Origin of the sequence: Rhizobium sp. BK591 (genome assembly GCF_014195045.1) — a bacterium.
Taxonomy (GTDB): domain Bacteria; phylum Pseudomonadota; class Alphaproteobacteria; order Rhizobiales; family Rhizobiaceae; genus Rhizobium; species Rhizobium anhuiense.
The window spans coordinates 1,382,776-1,401,576 of the sequence record NZ_JACIAZ010000001.1 but is presented as its reverse complement, the minus strand read 5'-3'; the positions used below and the strand labels follow the sequence as shown (position 1 = coordinate 1,401,576).

The 18,801-nt window shown below is 63.0% G+C and carries 13 protein-coding genes and 2 pseudogenes; 6 read left to right on the top strand and 9 right to left on the bottom strand.

All coding sequences use genetic code 11. From position 1 onward, the window contains the following. Positions 1-11: 11 nt before the first annotated feature. From FHX10_RS06785 to FHX10_RS06770, 4 genes are all read right to left on the bottom strand, one after another. Positions 12-1,979, bottom strand: coding sequence for a DEAD/DEAH box helicase (locus tag FHX10_RS06785; RefSeq protein WP_063473954.1), 1,968 nt, complete (start codon positions 1,977-1,979; stop codon positions 12-14). A gap of 99 nt (positions 1,980-2,078) precedes the next feature. Beyond that, complete coding sequence (locus tag FHX10_RS06780; protein WP_097623423.1) at positions 2,079-3,935, bottom strand: CHASE2 domain-containing protein; 1,857 nt, start codon at positions 3,933-3,935, stop codon at positions 2,079-2,081. Positions 3,936-3,940: 5 nt separating this feature from the next. Continuing rightward, positions 3,941-4,459: a FecR domain-containing protein gene (locus tag FHX10_RS06775; RefSeq protein WP_063473952.1), complete on the bottom strand. Its 519-nt coding sequence runs from the start codon at positions 4,457-4,459 to the stop codon at positions 3,941-3,943. A 125-nt stretch (positions 4,460-4,584) separates the two neighbouring features. After that, the gene (locus FHX10_RS06770) at positions 4,585-5,730 is read right to left on the bottom strand and encodes a citrate synthase (protein WP_063473951.1); all 1,146 of its coding nucleotides are present in this window, start codon (positions 5,728-5,730) and stop codon (positions 4,585-4,587) included. 84 nt (positions 5,731-5,814) lie between these two features. Between FHX10_RS06770 and FHX10_RS06765 the strand changes: the two genes are divergently transcribed. Beyond that, a complete protein-coding gene (locus tag FHX10_RS06765; protein ID WP_063473950.1) occupies positions 5,815-6,903 on the top strand; it encodes a citrate synthase/methylcitrate synthase in 1,089 nt (362 codons plus the stop codon). A gap of 70 nt (positions 6,904-6,973) precedes the next feature. Here FHX10_RS06765 and FHX10_RS06760 read toward each other — a convergent pair whose 3' ends face one another. The 4 genes from FHX10_RS06760 to FHX10_RS06745 all read right to left on the bottom strand — a co-directional run bounded on the left by FHX10_RS06760 (position 6,974) and on the right by FHX10_RS06745 (position 11,182). Beyond that, a complete protein-coding gene (locus FHX10_RS06760; protein ID WP_047615254.1) occupies positions 6,974-8,602 on the bottom strand; it encodes a CTP synthase in 1,629 nt (542 codons plus the stop codon). Positions 8,603-8,745: 143 nt separating this feature from the next. Beyond that, positions 8,746-9,249, bottom strand: a complete 504-nt coding sequence (gene secG / locus FHX10_RS06755; protein WP_047615256.1) for a preprotein translocase subunit SecG — start codon at positions 9,247-9,249, stop codon at positions 8,746-8,748. A 139-nt stretch (positions 9,250-9,388) separates the two neighbouring features. Beyond that, positions 9,389-10,159 (bottom strand): triose-phosphate isomerase, encoded by a 771-nt coding sequence (tpiA, locus tag FHX10_RS06750; RefSeq protein ID WP_063473949.1) that lies wholly within the window; start codon positions 10,157-10,159, stop codon positions 9,389-9,391. 126 nt (positions 10,160-10,285) lie between these two features. Then, entirely contained in the window at positions 10,286-11,182 is an 897-nt protein-coding gene (locus FHX10_RS06745; protein ID WP_047615259.1) for a phospholipase, read from the bottom strand. Between the two features lie 208 nt (positions 11,183-11,390). Between FHX10_RS06745 and parE the strand changes: the two genes are divergently transcribed. Beyond that, on the top strand, positions 11,391-13,493 hold the full coding sequence (gene parE, locus FHX10_RS06740) for a DNA topoisomerase IV subunit B (RefSeq protein ID WP_063473948.1): 2,103 nt from the start codon (positions 11,391-11,393) through the stop codon (positions 13,491-13,493). A gap of 96 nt (positions 13,494-13,589) precedes the next feature. On the opposite strand, the gene FHX10_RS06735 is transcribed toward parE, so the two are convergent. Beyond that, positions 13,590-14,756, bottom strand: coding sequence for an acyltransferase family protein (locus FHX10_RS06735; protein ID WP_063473947.1), 1,167 nt, complete (start codon positions 14,754-14,756; stop codon positions 13,590-13,592). 563 nt (positions 14,757-15,319) lie between these two features. Here FHX10_RS06735 and FHX10_RS06725 point away from each other — a divergent pair. From FHX10_RS06725 to FHX10_RS06710, 4 genes and pseudogenes are all read left to right on the top strand, one after another. Beyond that, positions 15,320-16,456 (top strand): esterase-like activity of phytase family protein, encoded by a 1,137-nt coding sequence (locus FHX10_RS06725; protein ID WP_097623422.1) that lies wholly within the window; start codon positions 15,320-15,322, stop codon positions 16,454-16,456. A gap of 119 nt (positions 16,457-16,575) precedes the next feature. Further along, on the top strand, positions 16,576-17,793 hold the full coding sequence (locus tag FHX10_RS06720) for an AI-2E family transporter (RefSeq protein ID WP_047615262.1): 1,218 nt from the start codon (positions 16,576-16,578) through the stop codon (positions 17,791-17,793). A gap of 52 nt (positions 17,794-17,845) precedes the next feature. Next, a pseudogene (locus FHX10_RS06715) lies at positions 17,846-18,544 on the top strand (IS5 family transposase); the annotation flags it as partial. Beyond that, positions 18,545-18,762, top strand: a pseudogene (locus FHX10_RS06710) (ATP-binding protein); the annotation flags it as partial. Between the last annotated feature and the right edge of the window lie 39 nt (positions 18,763-18,801).

The window sequence follows — 18,801 nt, the reverse complement described above, 5'->3', positions numbered from 1 at the left end:
TAGCAGCAAGATCAGCCGGGCTTCTTTTTTGAAAATTTGGCCTTCGGTCCGCCGCCCTTGCCCTCATATCTGGGGGCCTCAGATCTGGCGCCTTCGAATTTCGGTTTGTCGAATTTCGGCTTGTCGGATTTGGGTCCATCGAAAGCAGGCTTGCCCGGCTTTTTGCTCCAGGGCTTGCTGTCCCGTGTTTCCCCGCCGGCATTGTCAGCCGCAGCATATCCGCCGCCCGGACCCTTGCCGAACTTGTTCTTCGGGCGCTCGCTGCGGAACGAGTCGTCCGGGCGCTCGTCACGGGATGGCTTGCCGGCATAGGGTTTCGGCGACGGCGCCCGGCTGAAATCCGGTGTGCCCGAAAGCCGGGTCACGCGGATGCCGCGTTCGAGTGCCTTGTTCGGTCCGATCGCCGCCTGGAAGCTTTCGGCGCTCGCCGCGGCGATCTCCACGAAAGTTTCCTCGGGCTGCATCTTGATCGCGCCGATCTCGCGCTTCGTCACATTGCCGTTGCGGCAGAGCATCGGGATCAGCCAGCGCGGCTCGGCATTCTGCTTGCGCCCGACCGAGATAGAGAACCAGACGCTGGCGCCGAAATCCTCACGCGGTCCCTTCTGCGCAGGCTCGTACGGCTCGGCATTGTCGCGGCGCTTGCGGTTGCGCTCGTCCTGCACGGTAACCTCAATGAGATCCTCCGGCGCCGAATGATTGGTGCGGTATAGACGCAGAAAGGCGGCGGCAAGCTTTTCGGCGCCGTGGCTGGCGAGAAGCTGCTGCACCAGCCCCTGTTCTTCTTCCTGCGGTGTTTCGTTGAAGATCGGGTCGGCAAGCAGACGTTCGTCGTCGCGCTCGCTCACCTCCTCGGCCGAAGGCGGCCGCGCCCAGGCAGCCGAAATTCCGGCATTTTCGAGCAGGCGCTCGGCCTTGCGACGTGCGTTCAGCGGCACGATCATGGCGCTGATGCCTTTACGCCCGGCCCGGCCGGTGCGGCCACTGCGGTGCAGCAGCGTTTCCGGATTGGTCGGCAGGTCGGCATGGATGACGAGATCGAGACCCGGAAGGTCGATGCCGCGGGCGGCGACGTCGGTCGCGATGCAGACGCGGGCACGTCCGTCGCGCATCGCCTGCAGCGCATGGCTGCGCTCGTTCTGCGTCAGCTCACCGGAAAGCGCCACCACGGCGAAATTGCGGTTGTTGAACCGCGCAGTCAGATGGTTGACGGCAGCGCGCGTCGAGCAGAAGACGATGGCGTTGGTCGCCTCATAATAGCGCAGCACGTTGATGATCGCGTTCTCGCGGTCGCTGGGCGCCACCATGAGCGCGCGATATTCGATATCGACATGCTGCTTTTCCTCGGCCGCGGTGCTGATGCGCACGGCATCGCGCTGGTAGCTCTTGGCAAGCTTGGCGATCGCCGCCGGCACCGTTGCCGAAAACATCAAAGTGCGGCGTTCGTCCGGCGCCGAATCGAGAATGAATTCCAGGTCCTCGCGGAAGCCGAGATCGAGCATCTCGTCGGCCTCGTCGAGCACGGCAGCCTTCAGCTCAGACATATCGAGCGCCCTGCGGCGGATATGGTCGCAGAGCCGGCCGGGCGTGCCGACGACGATATGGGCGCCGCGCTCGAGCGAGCGACGCTCGCTGCGGATGTCCATGCCGCCGACGCAGCTTGATATCACCGCGCCGGTCATTTCGTAGAGCCATTCGAGCTCACGCTTCACCTGCAGGGCAAGCTCGCGCGTCGGGGCGATGACGAGGGCGAGCGGCGCGCCGGCATTGCCGAAGCGCTCTCGGCCTTCGAGCAGCGTCGGCGCCAGCGCCAGGCCGAAGGCGACAGTCTTGCCGGAACCGGTCTGGGCCGAGACCAGCGCATCGGAAGCGGCGAGCGCCGGATCGAGCATCGCCTTTTGCACCGGGGTGAGTTCGGCGTAACCGCGCTTCTGCAACGCCTTGGCGATCGCCGGGACGACGCCGTTGAATTCTGTCATGGGTTCGATCTTTCGGAGCTGTCAGGCGCGTGACTGCGCCATGGCCGGAGCCAGCCGGCGGGGTATTTGCGCCGTTCCTAACCGCTCCCGCGGCGATTGTCAAAGCGTGCGGCTACGCCACAGCCACGCGTCGATGTGGCTCGCCCGGCCGCGCAGCGTCGTTTCCAACGGTCCCTCCATCCGGCCGGACTGCGCAAGCATGCTGTCGGGGCCTGCCGCGCGGACGATTTCGGCGCTCAACGCCAGCTCGACGCCATGGCGGGCGGCCACTTCCATCAGGCGGCTGCCGACATTGATGGTGTCGCCTGCCGCGGTGATCTGCTGCCGGTCGCCGGTACCGAGACGCGAGGCGACGATCGGCCCGCAATGGGCGCCGACCTTGAAGCCGATCTTCTTTTGGGCGAAGCCCGCATGCGCTTGAAGCCAGGCCCGCGTGCGCTCACACAGGCTCACTGCGCAGGCAGCAGCCCGGGCGGCATCGTCATCGGAGGGTTCCGGCAGGCCGAACAGGATCATCGCCCCGTCGCCCATGAAGCTGGTGATGGCGCCGCCATGGGCGCGCGCCTCCTCATCGATCAGTTCGAAGAAGCCGCTCAGCACCTTGCTCACCGCCACCGGTCCGACGGTTTCGCTGAGGCCGGTAAAGCCCGAGAGATCGATGAAGATGACGGCGGCGTTCTGGCGCACCGGCGTGGCGAGGAAATTCGGATCGCGCGCCAGCCACTCGCCGAGGCCGGGCGCCTCGATGCGCTGCAGGAGCGCGCTCTGTTCGGCATAATGGCGGGCGCGGCCACGGTCGCGCCAGAGTTCGGCCGCGCCGAAGATCAGCGCCGGCGGCAGCGCTGCGGCGATCGGCAGCGCCGCACTCAGCCAGTAGCCATGCGCATAGGCCGACAGATTGAGCATCGCCCAGACGATGAGCGTCAGCACGATGATGACATAGCCTGCCGCACTGCGGCGCCAGGCGACCAGCGAAACGAGCACGACCGTCAGACCGATGGCGGTGGCGGCATCGATCAGCCTTATCCTGTGGTCGCGCACCATGCCGTCGCCGGTGACGAGATGGGTAATCGCCGTCGACATTACCTCGACACCTGGCATGACGGGATCGAACGGCGTCGGAAAGACGTCGCCGCCACCGGTGACCGTCGAACCGATGACGACGATGCGGCCGGCGATCGCATCCGCCGAAAGCTTGCCATCCAATGCATCGGCGGCGCTGAAGGTGGCGATTCTGCCGTGGCCGCCGTAGAAGGTCACCGGCAGCCGCTGGCCGATATCTGTGGGAATGCGCAGCTTTCCGAGCATGATGGCGTCGGGTTCGATGGTGGGATTGACTCCGAGCGCCACTGAAGCGACACGCAGCGGAAAAGCCGGATCCAGCCGCTCTGCGGTACGCGAGATCAGCGGAATGAAGCGCGGCGTGCCGGTCTGGTCGGTTGCGACATTGACGATGCCGACCGCGGCTGCCTCGGCGAAACGGGGAAGCGGCAGGAGAAGCTGGTTTGCCTCAGGGATGGCGGCAAGCGGATCGTCGGCGGTATCGCTCACGCGCTGCCGACTCTGTGCAAAGGTGGCCGCAGCCGCAATCACGCTCGGTCCCCGGCGAAGGGCTGAGGTCAGTGCCGCGTCGCCCTCCTCCGGCCCCGGATCGACCAGCAGAATATCGATGGCCACGGCTTTCGGCTTCAGCGCGGTGATCGCCTCGATGAGGCGCGCAAGCGTCGCCCGATTTAGGGGATAACCATGCGCCCCGGCGGTGCGGTCGTCGATCGCAACGATCGAGACAACAGGAGGCGGTGTCTTCGCCCCGACGATGACGCTGCGGATATCGGCAAGCGAGGCCTCCATCCGGTCGAGAATGCCGCTTCCGGCATTAAGATTGGTATAGCCGAGTGCTGCCGCCCAAAGACCGGCGAGCAGCATCGCGATCACAGTCTGCAGGCGATGGTTCATAGGATTTATTGGCCGAGGCGGGCAAGAAGGGCGGCGGCGCGCAGCGCCGGCCAGCGACGCACGACGAGGGGTTCGGTTCCGCCGCTGACATCGACGCCCTCACCCGGCGACAGCACCACCGGCTCGCCGGCCGGCCGGCGGACCGCGACGCTGCCTCTGACGACCAGCACCGAGGTCTTGCCACCCGCGACATCGACAGCCCATTGAGTGCCGCGCACGGCGGCGATCGCCTGCGGCGTCACGACCTGGAAACCGCCGGCATGCTGCGTGCTGTCGACATCGACGAGGATCGCCTTGCGGCGCAACGCCGCCGAATCAGGGCTGCCGTCCCGGTTGCGGTCGACGAGGCTGTAGACCGCGCCGGCCTCCGCCGTTACCGTGACACCACCTGGACAACTGAGCACCTGGCGGGCGCCGGCATCACGCGAGACCGTGCAGCCGGCAGACTGCGCAACGGCCGCCCCATGCGGAATGAGGCCGACAGCGAGTGCGGCGGCAAGCAGGCTACGAAGCGTCCTATTCATGGAAAGTCCCCTTGACCGCGCGGGACAGCTTTTCGAAAGCGCCCCGCCAACCGTCTTCTTCCATGTGCGGCATGATAGCCGAATTCGGATATTTCCCTAGGCAAAAAAGCGAAGCGGCGGAATTCTTAAGTTCTGCGGTCCGTTTCAGGTGCCGGTCCGACATAACGCGCCCGCGGCCGGATCAATTCGCCGCTGTCGATCTGCTCCATCGCATGCGCAAGCCAGCCGGCGGAACGGGCAAGCGAGAAAATGATGATCGGCGCCTCCCTCGGGAGATCGAAAGCGGCTGCCATCGCAGCAAGCGCGAAATCGACATTGACCCTCTCGCCGACCATCTCCTCGCCGGTTTCCCGAACCGCTGCAAACTGCGGCGGCAGGGGAAAGTGCGGCAGCAGCGCCAGAGCCCTGATGTCGCCATCGGGATAGAGCGGATGGCCGAAGGCCGACAGGCGATTGCCCTGGGCAAGCGTGCGGCGGATCGCCTGCTCCGCCCCAAGGGCGGCTGCTGCCTCGATCAAGGCGTCGACGCCCTGCCAGGCGGCCCCATGCAGCGGTCCTGTCAGCGTCGCCAGTCCCGAAAGCACGGCGGCGGAAAGGGCCGGACCCGCCGATGCCGTGACCCGCGCCGCGAAGGTGGAGGCGTTGAGTTCATGATCGGCCATCAGCACCAGCGCGCGGCGCAGGCAATCGGCAGCATCCGGCCGCCGCCAGCTGGCAGCAAGCCGCAGATGCAACGGCTGCTCCGGCGGCCCCGGGGCCAGCGCATCGGCGAGGGTGCAGAGAACCCCGCCTGCTTCACGGCGAAGTGCGGCCTGTGAGCGGCCGAGCGACGGCAGATCGGATGTCACCCGTCCTGCCAACGCCCGGAAGGCCGCCTGAAGCGACGGAGAGGTATTTCCGGTTCTGCTCCCGGAGAGGAAGGCTTCCGCGCCGTTCCAGAGCAGTGCTGCCGTCTGCTCCAGCGTCGCGACGTCAGCGAAATCGGCCGCATCCCGGCCGCGATAGAAAAGCCGTCCGCCTGTGATGGTCGAGATTGCCGAGGGGAGAACCGGATCGCCCCACCTTATCGTCTCGGCCGCAACCGTTTCGGCCTTGCGGCGGCCGGCATGGCGTTCGGCAAGCCTCTGCACGTCGCTGGCCTGGTAAAGGCTGCGGCGCGGATCGGAGGGATCGGGCTTGGCGTGGATGCGCCCGCGGCTGACATTGGCGTAGAGCGTCTGCGGCTTGGTCTTCAGCGCCTGTAGCGCCTCCTCGGCGGTCAGCCACGACATCGGAACCTCATATTGATCATTTACATCAAGATTGACGTCAATGAGACTAGGTCGGATCATCCGTGGCGTAAAGGAGAAAACAACATGACGAATGGCTTGGAAGATGTCATCGCCGCCGAAACGCAGCTCTCGGATGTCGATGGCGAAGCGGGACGGCTGATCATCCGTGGCGTATCGCTGGATCATCTGGTCGCAGACGGTACCTATGAAGGCGTCGCCGTCCTGTTGCTCGACGGGCTGATGGAACGAAGCTTCGATGAAGCCGAATTGCGCGGCTGGCTCGCCAAAGCGCGAACCGGGGTGTTCGACCATATCAAGGCTGCCGATGCCGCACTGCTCGCCCTGCCTCCGGTCGATGCGATGCGAGCGCTGATCGCCCGGCTGCCCGACGGCGAGGATTTCGATACCGCGCTCAGCCTTCTGGCGGCGCCCGCAGTCTTCCTTCCGGCGGTTCTGCGCATGCAGCGCGGCAAAAAACCGATCGCGCCCGACGCTTCGCTGCCGCAGGCGGCCGATATCCTGCGCATGCTGACCGGAAAATTGCCGAGCAGAGAGCAGACGGCGGCACTCGACGCCTATCTGGTGACGATATCAGACCATGGCCTCAACGCCTCGACCTTCGCATCGCGCGTCATCGCCTCGACACAGGCCGGCCTCACCTCGTCCGTGCTCGCAGCACTGAGCGCACTGAAAGGACCACTGCATGGCGGCGCGCCCGGTCCCGTGCTCGACATGCTGGATGCAATCGGAACGGCGGAAAACGCTTACCCGTGGCTCGGCGAAGCGCTCGACCGCGGCGAACGGCTGATGGGCTTCGGCCACCGTATCTATCGTGTCCGCGATCCGCGTGCCGATGCGCTGAAGGGCGCACTGAAGCCGCTGATATCAACCGGACAGGTCAACAGGGCTCGCAGCGCGCTGGCGGAAGCGGTGGAGGCTGCTGCATTGTCGATCCTCAAGGCGCGCAAGCCGAACCGGCCGCTCGACGTTAATGTCGAGTTCTATACCGCGCTGCTGCTCGAAGCCCTCGGCTTTCCGCGTCAAGCCTTCACCGGGGTCTTTGCGATCGGCCGCACCGTCGGCTGGCTGGCGCATGCGCGCGAACAGGCGCTCGACGGCCGGTTGATTCGCCCGCGTTCTGTCTATATCGGGCCGTTGCCGGCCGCGGCTTGAAGGTTGATCCGGCAGAGCATCCGGACCTAATCCAGATCGCGCCTAACCGCGCGATCTGGTGCGACTTTCATCAGACGAGACGGCTCTGTTCCGTCGCCGCTTCGATGAAGCTGGCAAACAGCGGATGCGGGTCGAGCGGCCGGCTCTTCAGTTCCGGGTGATACTGCACGCCGATGAACCAGGGATGATCGGGATATTCGATCGTCTCCGGCAGCACGCCGTCCGGCGACATGCCGGAGAAGACGAGGCCGCAGTTCTCCAGCCGGTCCTTGTAGTCGATATTGACCTCATAGCGATGGCGATGACGCTCGGAAATATCGGTTGAGCCGTAAATCTCCGAGATCTTCGTGCCCTTCTTCAGCGCCGCCTTGTAGGCGCCAAGGCGCATCGTGCCGCCGAGATCGCCGGCCGCTGTCCGCTTCTGCAGCTCGTTGCCCTTGATCCATTCGGTCATCAGGCCGACCACCGGCTCTTTCGTCGGGCCGAATTCCGTCGAGGATGCGGCCGGCACATCGGCAAGATTGCGCGCCGCCTCGATCACCGCCATCTGCATGCCGAAGCAGATGCCGAAATACGGCACCTTGCGCTCGCGGGCAAAGCGGGCCGCATGGATCTTGCCTTCCGAACCGCGCTCACCGAAGCCGCCCGGCACGAGGATGCCGTGCACCTTTTCGAGATAAGGCGCCGGATCCTCCTTTTCGAAGACCTCGGATTCGATCCATTCGAGCTTGACCTTGACGCGATTGGCGATGCCACCGTGATGCAGCGCCTCGATCAGCGACTTATAGGCATCCTTGAGGCCGGTGTATTTGCCGACGATCGCGATCGTTACCTCGCCTTCCGGCGTGCGGATCCGATTGCAGACCTCTTCCCACTGGTCGAGGCGCGGCTTCGGCGCCGGCTCGATGCCGAATGCGGCGAGCACTTCGTCGTCGAGACCTTCCCGGTGGTAGGCCATCGGCACGTCATAGATGTTGGCGACGTCGAGCGCCTGGATGACGGCGGACGGACGCACGTTGCAGAACAGCGACAGCTTGCGGCGCTCTGCCTCCGGAATTTCGCGGTCGGCGCGCACCAGCAGGATATCGGGATGAATGCCGAGCGCCTGCAGTTCCTTCACCGAATGCTGGGTCGGCTTGGTCTTGAGCTCGCCGGCCGCCGGAATATAGGGCATGAGCGTCAGGTGGACATAGACAGCGGTGCCGCGCGGCAGGTCATTGCCGAGCTGGCGGATCGCCTCCATGAACGGCATCGCCTCGATGTCGCCGACCGTACCGCCGATCTCGCAGATGACGAAGTCGTAGTCGTCATTGCCCTCGACAACGAAATCCTTGATCTCGTTGGTGACGTGCGGGATGACCTGCACCGTCGCGCCGAGATAGTCGCCGCGCCGTTCCTTGTCGATGATGTTCTTGTAGATGCGGCCGGTGGTGATGTTGTCGGTCTTGGTCGCCGAACGCCCCGTGAAGCGTTCGTAGTGACCGAGATCGAGATCGGTTTCCGCGCCGTCGTCGGTGACGAAGACCTCGCCGTGCTGGGTCGGGCTCATGGTGCCCGGGTCCACGTTCAGATAGGGATCGAGCTTGCGAAGCCTGACCCGATATCCACGGGCCTGCAGCAACGCTCCGAGAGCCGCGGCCGCGATTCCTTTTCCGAGAGAGGAAACCACGCCGCCAGTGATGAATACGTATCGCGCCATGGGATTCACCGGATACCTTTTCAAAAACGATTCCACCAGCCCAAAAATTCTTTTCCAGAACTTTCGGAGCGTGACGCGGGAATCTGAACAAAAGAAAACCGGCAGACCCGAGGGCCTGCCGGCGGTTTATGTCGAAGACCGGTTTATTGTCCCGTCGGGACACCGGAGGGCTGAGCCGGCGCGGCCGGAACTGCCGGGGTAGTCGTTGCAGGTGCGGTAGCTGCCGGGGCCTGAGTCACCGGAGCGCCAGTTACGGGAGCTTGAGCGGCGGGAGCCTGCGGTGCGGGCGTCGCAGCCCCGCTGCTCGGAACGCCGTTGCCGGCCGGCTGACTTGCCGGAGCCTGTGCGCCGCCACCGAGCGAATCGAGAATACCGTTGCCCTGGCCGCTTGTTGCCGGAATGCGGTCGAGAATGTCGCTCGGGCGGCCTTCGTAACGCGTCAGAATGCCGAGGCCGAGCGAAGTCAGGAAGAACAGGGTCGCAAGGATCGCGGTCGTGCGCGTCAGCGCATTAGCCGTGCCGCGGGCCGACATGAAGCCCGAACCGCCGCCGATGCCGAGGCCGCCGCCTTCCGAGCGCTGGATGAGCACGACGCCGACGAGGGCGAGCACGATCATGAGATGGATGACAATCAATACTGTCTGCATGGGTCCAGTCCTGCCCGCCTGGAGACGGACAAAGTTAAGAATTCTGGCGGCTCTTTACATGAGGCTTTGATCTATTCCAAGCCCTTCGGCCCGGAATACGCCCTGGAATAAACGAATAAACCCAGGAATAAACAATGCCTCAGGCGAGCAGCGCCTCATAGGCCCGGTAGATGGCGAGGAAGTCTGCCGCTTTCAAGCTCGCCCCGCCGATCAGCGCGCCGTCGACATTGGCGATGCCCATCAGCTCCCCGGCATTGGCCGGCTTGACCGAGCCGCCATAGAGCAGACGCATCTTGCGGCCTTCATCGCCGAAGCGGGCCACAAGCTCTGCCCGCATGAAGGCGTGCGCCTTCTCGACATCGCCTGATGTCGGCGTCACGCCGGTGCCGATCGCCCAGATCGGCTCGTAGGCGATGACGGTGTTCTCGGCGGTGGCGGCGTCCGGAACCGAGCCGGAGAGCTGGCGTTTGATGACATCGAGCGCCTGGCCGGTCCGGCGTTCATCCGCCGTCTCGCCGATGCAGATGATCGCCGTCAGCTCCGCGGCGAAGGCGGCTTCCGCCTTGGCGCGGACCAGATGATCCGTCTCGGCATGGTCGGTACGCCGCTCGGAATGGCCGACGATGACATAGGTGCCGAAACAATCGGCAATCATGTCGGCCGAAATGTCGCCGGTATGGGCGCCGGATGGCTTCTGGTGGCAGTCCTGAGCGCCGATCGCCAGCGGACTGTCGGTGCAGAGCGCCGTCGCCACATAGAGCAGCGTCGTCGGCGGGCAGATCAGCGCTTCGACCTTGTCAGCCAGCGGCGAACGAACGCCCTCGGCGATCGCCTTGATCTGATCCAGGGAGGCACGCATGCCATTCATTTTCCAGTTTCCCGCCACAAGCGGGCGCACGTCAGGTGTCATGCCAGCCTTCCAAAATCTGCTTATGCCTTGGGCAATATCAAAAGCGCGCGGCAAAGAAAAGCATCATGCCCTTGACGTAAGGGGAATCTCAGCGGTCCCGCGTATATTTCTGCCGAAAACCAGCCGCTAACTGGCAAGAATCCAGTTCAACACGTTACGCCAGTCGATCATCCGGATCGGCGTCCCGTGATTGCCGGTCTGAAACAGCGTGAAGCGCGTCGGATATTTCGCCTTGTGCAGGTTTTCGAACAGCGCCTGCTGGTTGGCGGCGGCGTAGACCGGATCGCGGCTGCCATGGGCAAACCACAGCGGCAGCTTCGCCTTGTAGAAGGCGCTCCTGGTGAAATCAGGGTCAGTGACCCCGCTCATAACAAGCATGCCCTTCAGCCGCTTGACGCTGTCAGCGTCGCGCGCAATGCCCCAGCAGACCTGGCTGCCCATCGAGGCGCAGGAAAGGATGATCGGCCGGCCGGGCGATTGCGCGCCGGCATAGCGGATCAGGCTGGCAATTACGGCAACGCCGCTACTGTCGAAACTCCTGACCGTCGGCGAATAATAAACGCCGCCATTGCCGGCGACCAGGTTCTTCAGCCGATTGAAATTGCCGCCGAAGCTGTAGTCGTTGGCCCCGAGCCGCCGGTCGCCGTCGCGGCCATGGATGAAGATCACCGTGAAGGCGGCATTCCCGGCCGGTCCCACCCTGGTGACATCGAGCATGACGCCATCGAGAGACAGCGTCTCGTCGGCTTGGGCCTTGCGGATGCCGAGCGCCACATATTTCTGCTGCACCCGCTTTTGCGGGATCTGGTCGCGGCCGTTGATATCGCGCATCTCGTCATAGTCGAGGACCTCGAAGGCGCCGTCATCACCCGTCTGCAGCACGGTCTGCTTCGAAAACAGATCGTCCTTGAAGGGCGGCAGCGCATCGGCTGCCTGCGCGCCGACGGCGGAGAGGACGGCTACGGACAAGAAAAACGCCGCAATTGCGGTGATGATGGTGCAATGACTTGTGGACATTCGCATTCGGATGGTTCCTGAAGCCTGCCGCCGCTTGCCATTCCGCGCCCGGCAACGCAAATCATTTGGGAAAAACCCGCCAAGTCAGGCGGTGTCGCGTATAGAGGTGCTTTCTGGCAAAATCTGCCTGATTCGCAAACGTGGCATGAAATGCGGTGATTTTGGGTCGACGGGAATGCCAGACCTAAGACAGGATGAAGATCTGAACGGCTCCATGGACGATAGCAACGACCTTTTTTCCGGAATGCCCCTCTCTGAAAAACGCGAGGAGGCGCAGAAGCCTGCCGCTCTGGCCGAGCGGCCGTCGGTAACGGCTGCGCCCGCCGTCGCTGCAGCGCCCTCTGCTGGCGGGGCGTCAGCGCGTCCGGCGCCCGCCGCCTCCAACTCGGATGAATACGGTGCCTCGTCGATCCGCGTCCTCGAAGGCCTCGAGCCGGTGCGCATGCGCCCGGGCATGTATATCGGCGGCACCGATGAAAAGGCGCTGCACCACCTGTTTGCCGAAGTCATCGACAATGCGATGGACGAGGCGGTCGCCGGCCACGCCAATTTCATCGAGGTCTATCTTGATCTCGAGGGTTATCTCACCGTCTCCGACAACGGCCGCGGCATCCCGGTCGAGAACCATCCGCAGGTGCCGGGCAAGTCGACTCTCGAAGTCATCATGACCAAGCTGCATGCCGGTGGCAAATTCGACGGCAAGGCCTACGAGACCTCGGGCGGCCTGCACGGCGTCGGCGTCTCCGTCGTCAACGCGCTTTCCGACGACCTCGAGGTCGAAGTGGCGCGCAACCGCAAGCTCTACCGCCAGCGTTTCTCCCGCGGCCTGCCGCAGGGTGGGCTCGAAGAGCTGGGCGACGTCCACAATCGCCGCGGCACCCGCGTGCGCTTCCATCCCGATCCCCAGATCTTTGGGGATCACATGAAGTTCGATGCCGCCCGCGTCTTTCGCATGGCGCGCTCGAAGGCCTATCTGTTCGGCGGCGTCGAAATCCGCTGGAGCTGCGAGCCGGGCGTGCTGCCCGAAGGCTCCGAGGTGCCCGACAAGGCGGTCTTCCACTTCCCCGGCGGCCTGAAGGATTACCTGCAGGCGACGATGGGCAAGGAGTTCACCGTCACCCGCGAGATCTTCGCCGGCAAGACCGAGAAGGTGAGCGGCCACGGCTCGATGGAATGGGCGATCACCTGGTATGGCGGCGATCCGCAGGTGCATTCCTACTGCAACACCATCCCGACCCCCGAAGGCGGCACGCATGAGGCCGGCCTGCGCATCGCGCTGACCAGGGGCCTGAAAGCCTATGCCGAGCTGACGCAGAACAAGCGCGCCGCCCAGATCACCACCGATGACGTCATGATCTCGGCCGTCGGCATGCTGTCGGTGTTCATCCGCGAGCCGGAATTCGTCGGCCAGACCAAGGACAAGCTTGCCACCGTCGAGGCCCAGCGCATCGTCGAGAATGCGCTGCGCGATCCCTTCGACCATTACCTTGCCGACAATCCGAACGAGTCAGCCAAGCTGCTCGACTGGGTGATCGAGCGCGCCGAGGAGCGTCTGCGCCGCCGCAAGGAAAAGGAAGTCAACCGCAAGACGGCGGTGCGTAAATTGCGCCTGCCCGGCAAGCTCGCCGACTGCTCGCAGAACACCGCCGAGGGTGCCGAACTCTTCATCGTCGAGGGCGATTCGGCAGGCGGTTCGGCCAAGCAGGCGCGCAACCGCGCCAACCAGGCCATTCTGCCGCTGCGCGGCAAGATCCTCAACGTGGCCAGCGCCGGCCGCGAAAAACTCGGCGCCAACCAGCAGCTCGCCGATCTCATCCAGGCGCTCGGCTGCGGCACACGCTCGAAATACCGCGACGAAGACCTGCGCTACGAGCGCATCATCGTCATGACCGATGCCGACGTCGACGGCGCCCATATCGCCTCGCTGCTCATCACCTTCTTCTATCAGGAGATGCCGGAACTGGTGCGCGGCGGCCACCTCTTCCTCGCCGTGCCGCCCCTTTACAAGATCACCCAAGGTTCGAAATCCGCCTATGCCCGCGACGACAACCATCGTGCCGAGCTGATGCAGACGGAATTCAAGGGCAAGGCCAAGGTCGAGATCAGCCGCTTCAAAGGTCTCGGCGAGATGATGCCCGCCCAGCTCAAGGAAACCACCATGGACCCGTCCAAGCGCACCCTGCTCAAGGTGCTGATCGACGAGGTGGATTTCGAGGGCACCCGCAGCGCCGTCGACGATCTGATGGGCACCAAACCGGAAGCCCGCTTCCGCTTCATCCAGGAGCGCGCGGCCTTCGCGGAGAATCTCGATATCTAGAGCAGGGCGATACCTGCCAGCTAGTTTGCTTCAATAATCGCGCTCATCGGACCGAACCGTGTCCAAAAAGCAATGGCCGGCTTGAAAGCAATTAAACTAGCTCAAGGGAAACTTGCGGCCCAGGTACGCGCGAAGGGGCGCATCGAAGCAACCGTGTAAAAAATGTGCCACACCGACAGCGACCAGGAGCGTCCCGCTCACCGTGACCGGCAATGGAATGAAGCCATCGGTGAGGTTTTGGAAATGATCGCCGAACTGAATAACAGGCAGATGGACGACATACAGGGGATAGGACAACTGCCCGAGATAGGCAGCGAACGGCCGCTCCGCGCCCTGCGGTACTGCTGCAGCTAGCGCGACCACGATCGGAATTATGACCGCGATGCAAGTGAAATCGTAGACGTCACTCGGGACGGCAAAGGGGAAAAATAGCACGGCGATCAGGACGAAAAGCGGGATCTGAGGTGGAACAGCCCCGACGCGACGATGGATATTCCAGCGGAAGATCAAGACGCCGGCAAGAAACGAAAAGCCGACCCTGACAAATCCTTCGAAGAATGCTCGCCAGTTCGCAAAACCAACCGGCCCGATAGCACCCTCGAACATGACAACTTGGAAAAGCGCTGCGGCCAACAACGCGAAGACCGCTATCTCATGCCAAAAATGTATCCGACGGTGAGCGACTGAGCCGTAAACCACGCTAGCGACCATATCAAAGCAGATGGACCAGAGTGGGTTGTTGATCGCGAAGGCCTCCTGCCCTACCAAGAGTCCCAGGGGCAATAGGAATAATGCGCCCACAGCAAGAATCGAGACCTCGGCGAGAGCAATATTGGGCGTCAAAGCAAATTGCGACGCGAGGACGCCCAAGGCGACGCCAACCACCATCATGGGATAAAGCCGTACCACGCGCTTCAGCAAGAATGCCCTGCTCCCCAGAGCACCCGCCTTTAGCTTTTGGTCGTATCCATTTGCGAGAACGAAGCCACTCAGGCAAAAGAAGAAATCCACGGCCAAGGAGGGGTGGGAGTTGAGCCGAAAGCTGAAAAGCTGGCTGGCATGCAAGAGAACCACTGATAGCGCAGCCAGTCCTCGAAGCTCATCCAGAAAGATAAAGCGGTCTTTCGCTTGACCTGCACCGTGACCTAGATCCTGCGTATCGCTCGGACCGGGACGCGCAGCCGCAGGGAATACGGAACGGGCTAATGCGTCGGCAGTGGTCAGGAGCCTGTCTTCCCCTGGTCTTTGATCAAAGCGCCGCATCTTTCTTATTCTTCCTTGAGCGCCCGTGCGACCTGATCCATGAACGGCTTCGTCAGATAGGCCAGCAGTCCGCTCCTTGGTCTGTATGAAAGCTTCGACCGGCATGCCGGGTACAGCCGTGACCTCGCCAAGCCTCTGCCATCTACGTCGGAAATCTCGGCTTGGACGTCAGAGTTGCTGAGACCCGAGCGTTGATCTGCCGCCTCGCTGGTCTCTCACGTTGATCACAGATACCATCTGCGAAGTTGTAATTCAGCGCCGATGACCTCAAAAAGAAGACTACAAATTGAATTTGCAATTGCAAGGTAATTTCTGTTTTTCCCGCATTAGGAGAAACAATGTGATAAAAATGCACTCTAGATCGAAAGCGCTGAATGCGCTTGTGGTACGGGTGAAAACGGTTCGGCGCACCGCATTTTAGCATCGACGATTTCACGGAACTGACGAAGAACCGTAACAACTCCTTCAAACAACCGGCGCATGAAGCGGTCGGCGCGCGTTCCCCTTGAGGGAGCGGCGGCGCCGTTTCGAACCGTTTTCAAACCCCTTGCCGGATATTTGTCATGACCAAGCGTTTTCTCGCGGCTGCCGCTTTCGTTTTCCTGTCCAGCACCGGCACCGTCAGCGCCACCGAGATCGGCGCCACCGTCGAGACCGCCTGCCCCTTCGGCGATTGCGCCGCCGGCATATCGCTCTCCTATCTCGGCGAATTTGTCATCCCCACGGGCCATATGGAAAACGGCGTCGAATTCGGCGGCATATCAGGTCTCGATTTCGATGCCGCCACCGGCCACTACATCGCCATCAGCGACGACCGCTCGGAAAGAGGCCCTGCCCGCTTCTATGAACTCGACGTCGATGTGGACGCATCGGGTCTCAAGAGCGTTTCGGTGGTCAAGCAAGTCACTTTGAAGGATAAGAACGGCAAGCCCTTCGCTGCCAGGACCGTCGATCCGGAATCGATCCGCCTCGGCAAGGACGGCATCTATTGGGGCAGCGAAGGCGACGGCAAGACGTTGCTTGCACCCTTCGTCCGCGTCGCTTCGCCGGACGGTTCCTTCGTCCGCGAATTCAAGCTGCCGGAGGGCTTTGCGCCGACCGCCGACAAGTCGACCGGCATCCGCGACAACCTCGCCTTCGAGGATCTCGCAGTCGCGCCCTCGGGCGATGTTTTCGTCGGCGTCGAAGCTGCCCTCTACCAGGACGGCCCGAACCCCTCACTGACGTCGGGCAGCCTGTCGCGCATCATCCGTTACGACGGCGCCACCGGTGAGCCGAAGGCTCAGTACGTCTACCCCGTCTCGCCGATCCCGCAGGCCGCCACCAAGGCCGAAGGCGGCAATGACAACGGCATGTCCGAGATGCTTGCCCTCGACGATCATCGGCTGCTCGCCGTCGAGCGCAGCTATGCCCAGGGCTTCGGCAACACCATCAAGATCATGATGATGGATCTGGCCGATGCCACCGACGTATCAGCCATCCCGTCACTCGCCAAAAACGACCAGCGCGTCGTCCCTGCCCGCAAGAGCCAGGTCCTTGATCTGAGGGCCATCGGCCTTGTTCCCGACAATATCGAGGCCATGTCGCTGGGCAAGGCCAAGGACGGCGCCGATGTCCTCATTCTCGGCTCTGACAATAATTTCTCGCCCAGCCAAAAGACGCAATTCTACGCCTTCAAGGTCTTGCGCCGTCCGCAGTAGTAAGACGTTCGATTCTGAGAGTCGAATAGCGACGCTTTGTATACGCTTTCACGTTGCGGACCTTGAAACCGTCGGGATCATGGCCCATAACCAGAGTACAAGAATAAGAAGAGGCGCGCGTGGGTGTATTCGACCGTCAGAAAAACAATCATGAACCGCGATGGCTCGGATCGTCGGCGCAAACACGCACGCCGCTGATTCCCTCCATCTCGGCGGCGCGCTGGCTGCTGGTTCTGATCGTCGCCGCCGGCGTTTATTTCTTCTACGGCTTCCTCGTGCCGGTGCTCGCAGCCCTCGTCATCGGCTTTGCCAGCTGGCCACTCTACCGTAAGCTTCTTGCCCGCGTCGGCGGCAACACGACGATCGCCGCCACCATCGCCATCATCATGATCATCACCTTCCTGGTCATCCCGATCGGGCTTGCGGTCACTTATACAACGGGCGAAGTGCGCACCTGGGTCACCTGGGCGATCCACGCCAACCGCGCCGGCGCCCCGACACCGGACTGGATCGTCGCGCTGCCTTTGGCCGGCGCCTATCTCGATGAAGCCTGGACCAAATATATCGGCAGTCCCGGCGCCCTGGGTGAGGTCATTCAGGCGGTCAGCGGCGCCAATATCGGCAATATCTATCGTGCCGTGCTTGCGGCCGGCGGCGGCGCCTTCCATCTGCTGCTGACGCTGCTCTTCATGCTAATCGCGCTGTTCTTCGTCTATCGCGACGGTTTCTCCTTTTCCAAGCAGATCGACATGCTCGGCGAGCGCATCCTGCCGAACCGCTGGGAACGCATTTCTCGGGTCGTGCCGGCGACGATCAGCTCCACCGTCATGGGCATGACGCTGATCGCGATCGGCGAAGGCATCGTGCTCGGGCTCGCCTATTGGATCGCCGGCGTGCCGTCGCCGGTCACCCTCGGCGTGCTGACGGGCGTGATGGCGCTGATACCGGGCGGCGCGCCGCTCTCCTTCACGCTGGTCTCCGTCTATCTGCTGGCCAGCGGCTCGCATGTCGCCGGCATCGGTCTTTTCGTCTGGGGTACGGTCGAACTTTTCATCGTCGACAAGACGCTGCGGCCGAAGCTCGTCGGCGGTCCGATCAAGCTGCCCTTCCTGCCGACCTTCTTCGGCCTCGTCGGCGGCGTCAAGACAATGGGTTTCCTCGGCCTCTTCATCGGCCCGGTGCTGATGGCGCTGATCGTCGCCATCTGGCGCGAATGGATCCACGAGGCCCGCAATGCCGACAAGAGCGAGACGGGACCGCAGCTCCTCATCGACGAACAGGCCCCGCCGGCAATCCCCGGCTCGTCGAAACCGATCCCGCGCGTTGCCGAAGGCTGAACCTGCCGTAGGTCCAATCGACATTCAGGATTCACGTCAGGCTTCATGTGCGATGCATAGGTCTGATTTGGAGACTTCAGATGGCCAAGCGACGGCATCTCAATGGCGTCGTATCTGCGATCTTTTGCCGGGCAAGCCCAGAGATCCTAGCCGAATCGGGCCGATAACCTTTTGTTTGTGAGCGCGGTTTTGTGAGTGTTGCGGTCTGGAGCCCATTGGCATGACCTGCCTGAGCGCTACGGCAAGTACAAGACAGTCCACAAGCGCTTCACCCGGTGGGCCAAGGCGGGCGTCTGGGAGACGGCGTTCGATCATCTCGTCCAGGATCCCGACAACGACTATGTCGCCCTCGATTCTTCGCTGGTGCGCGCCGCCACCGGAAAGGATGGCAGCCAAAAAGGGGACCAGGCTTTGGGACGCTCCCGAGGAGGACTGACCACCAAGTCCACATGGCCACCGATGGCAGAGGGCTGCCCCTCAGGATCATCCTCACTCCCGGCCAGCGCGCCGATGTCACCCAGGCCTCAGCCTTGCTCGAAGGACTCCAAGCTGGCCGCGTTCTCGCCGATAAAGCCTATGATTCTAATGCATTGCGCCAAGTCATCAGCAATCTGGATGCCGAAGCTGTCATCCCATGCAATCCGACGCGTAAGCATTCCATCCCATACGACTTCGACGCGTCGCAACCCGATACGACAAGCTGCTCGTCAACTTCATGAGGTTCGTCAAGCTCGCCGCAATCGCAATATGGCCCGGTGCGGAATTAATGTTCGAACTGATCTCGCAACACCGCGCACGGCTGCCACGTTGATCACCAGCAACCTTCCGTTCGACGAATGGACCGAGACCTTGGGATCTGAGCGCCTGATCGACGCTCTGCTGGACCGCATCACCCACCAAGTCAACATCCGCGAGATGAACGGCGACAGCTATCGCCTCGCGCAAAGCCGCGCCCGAAAGGACGGCTGACACCCGTCGAAAAATCGCAGCGCGCGGATGGGAACCCCG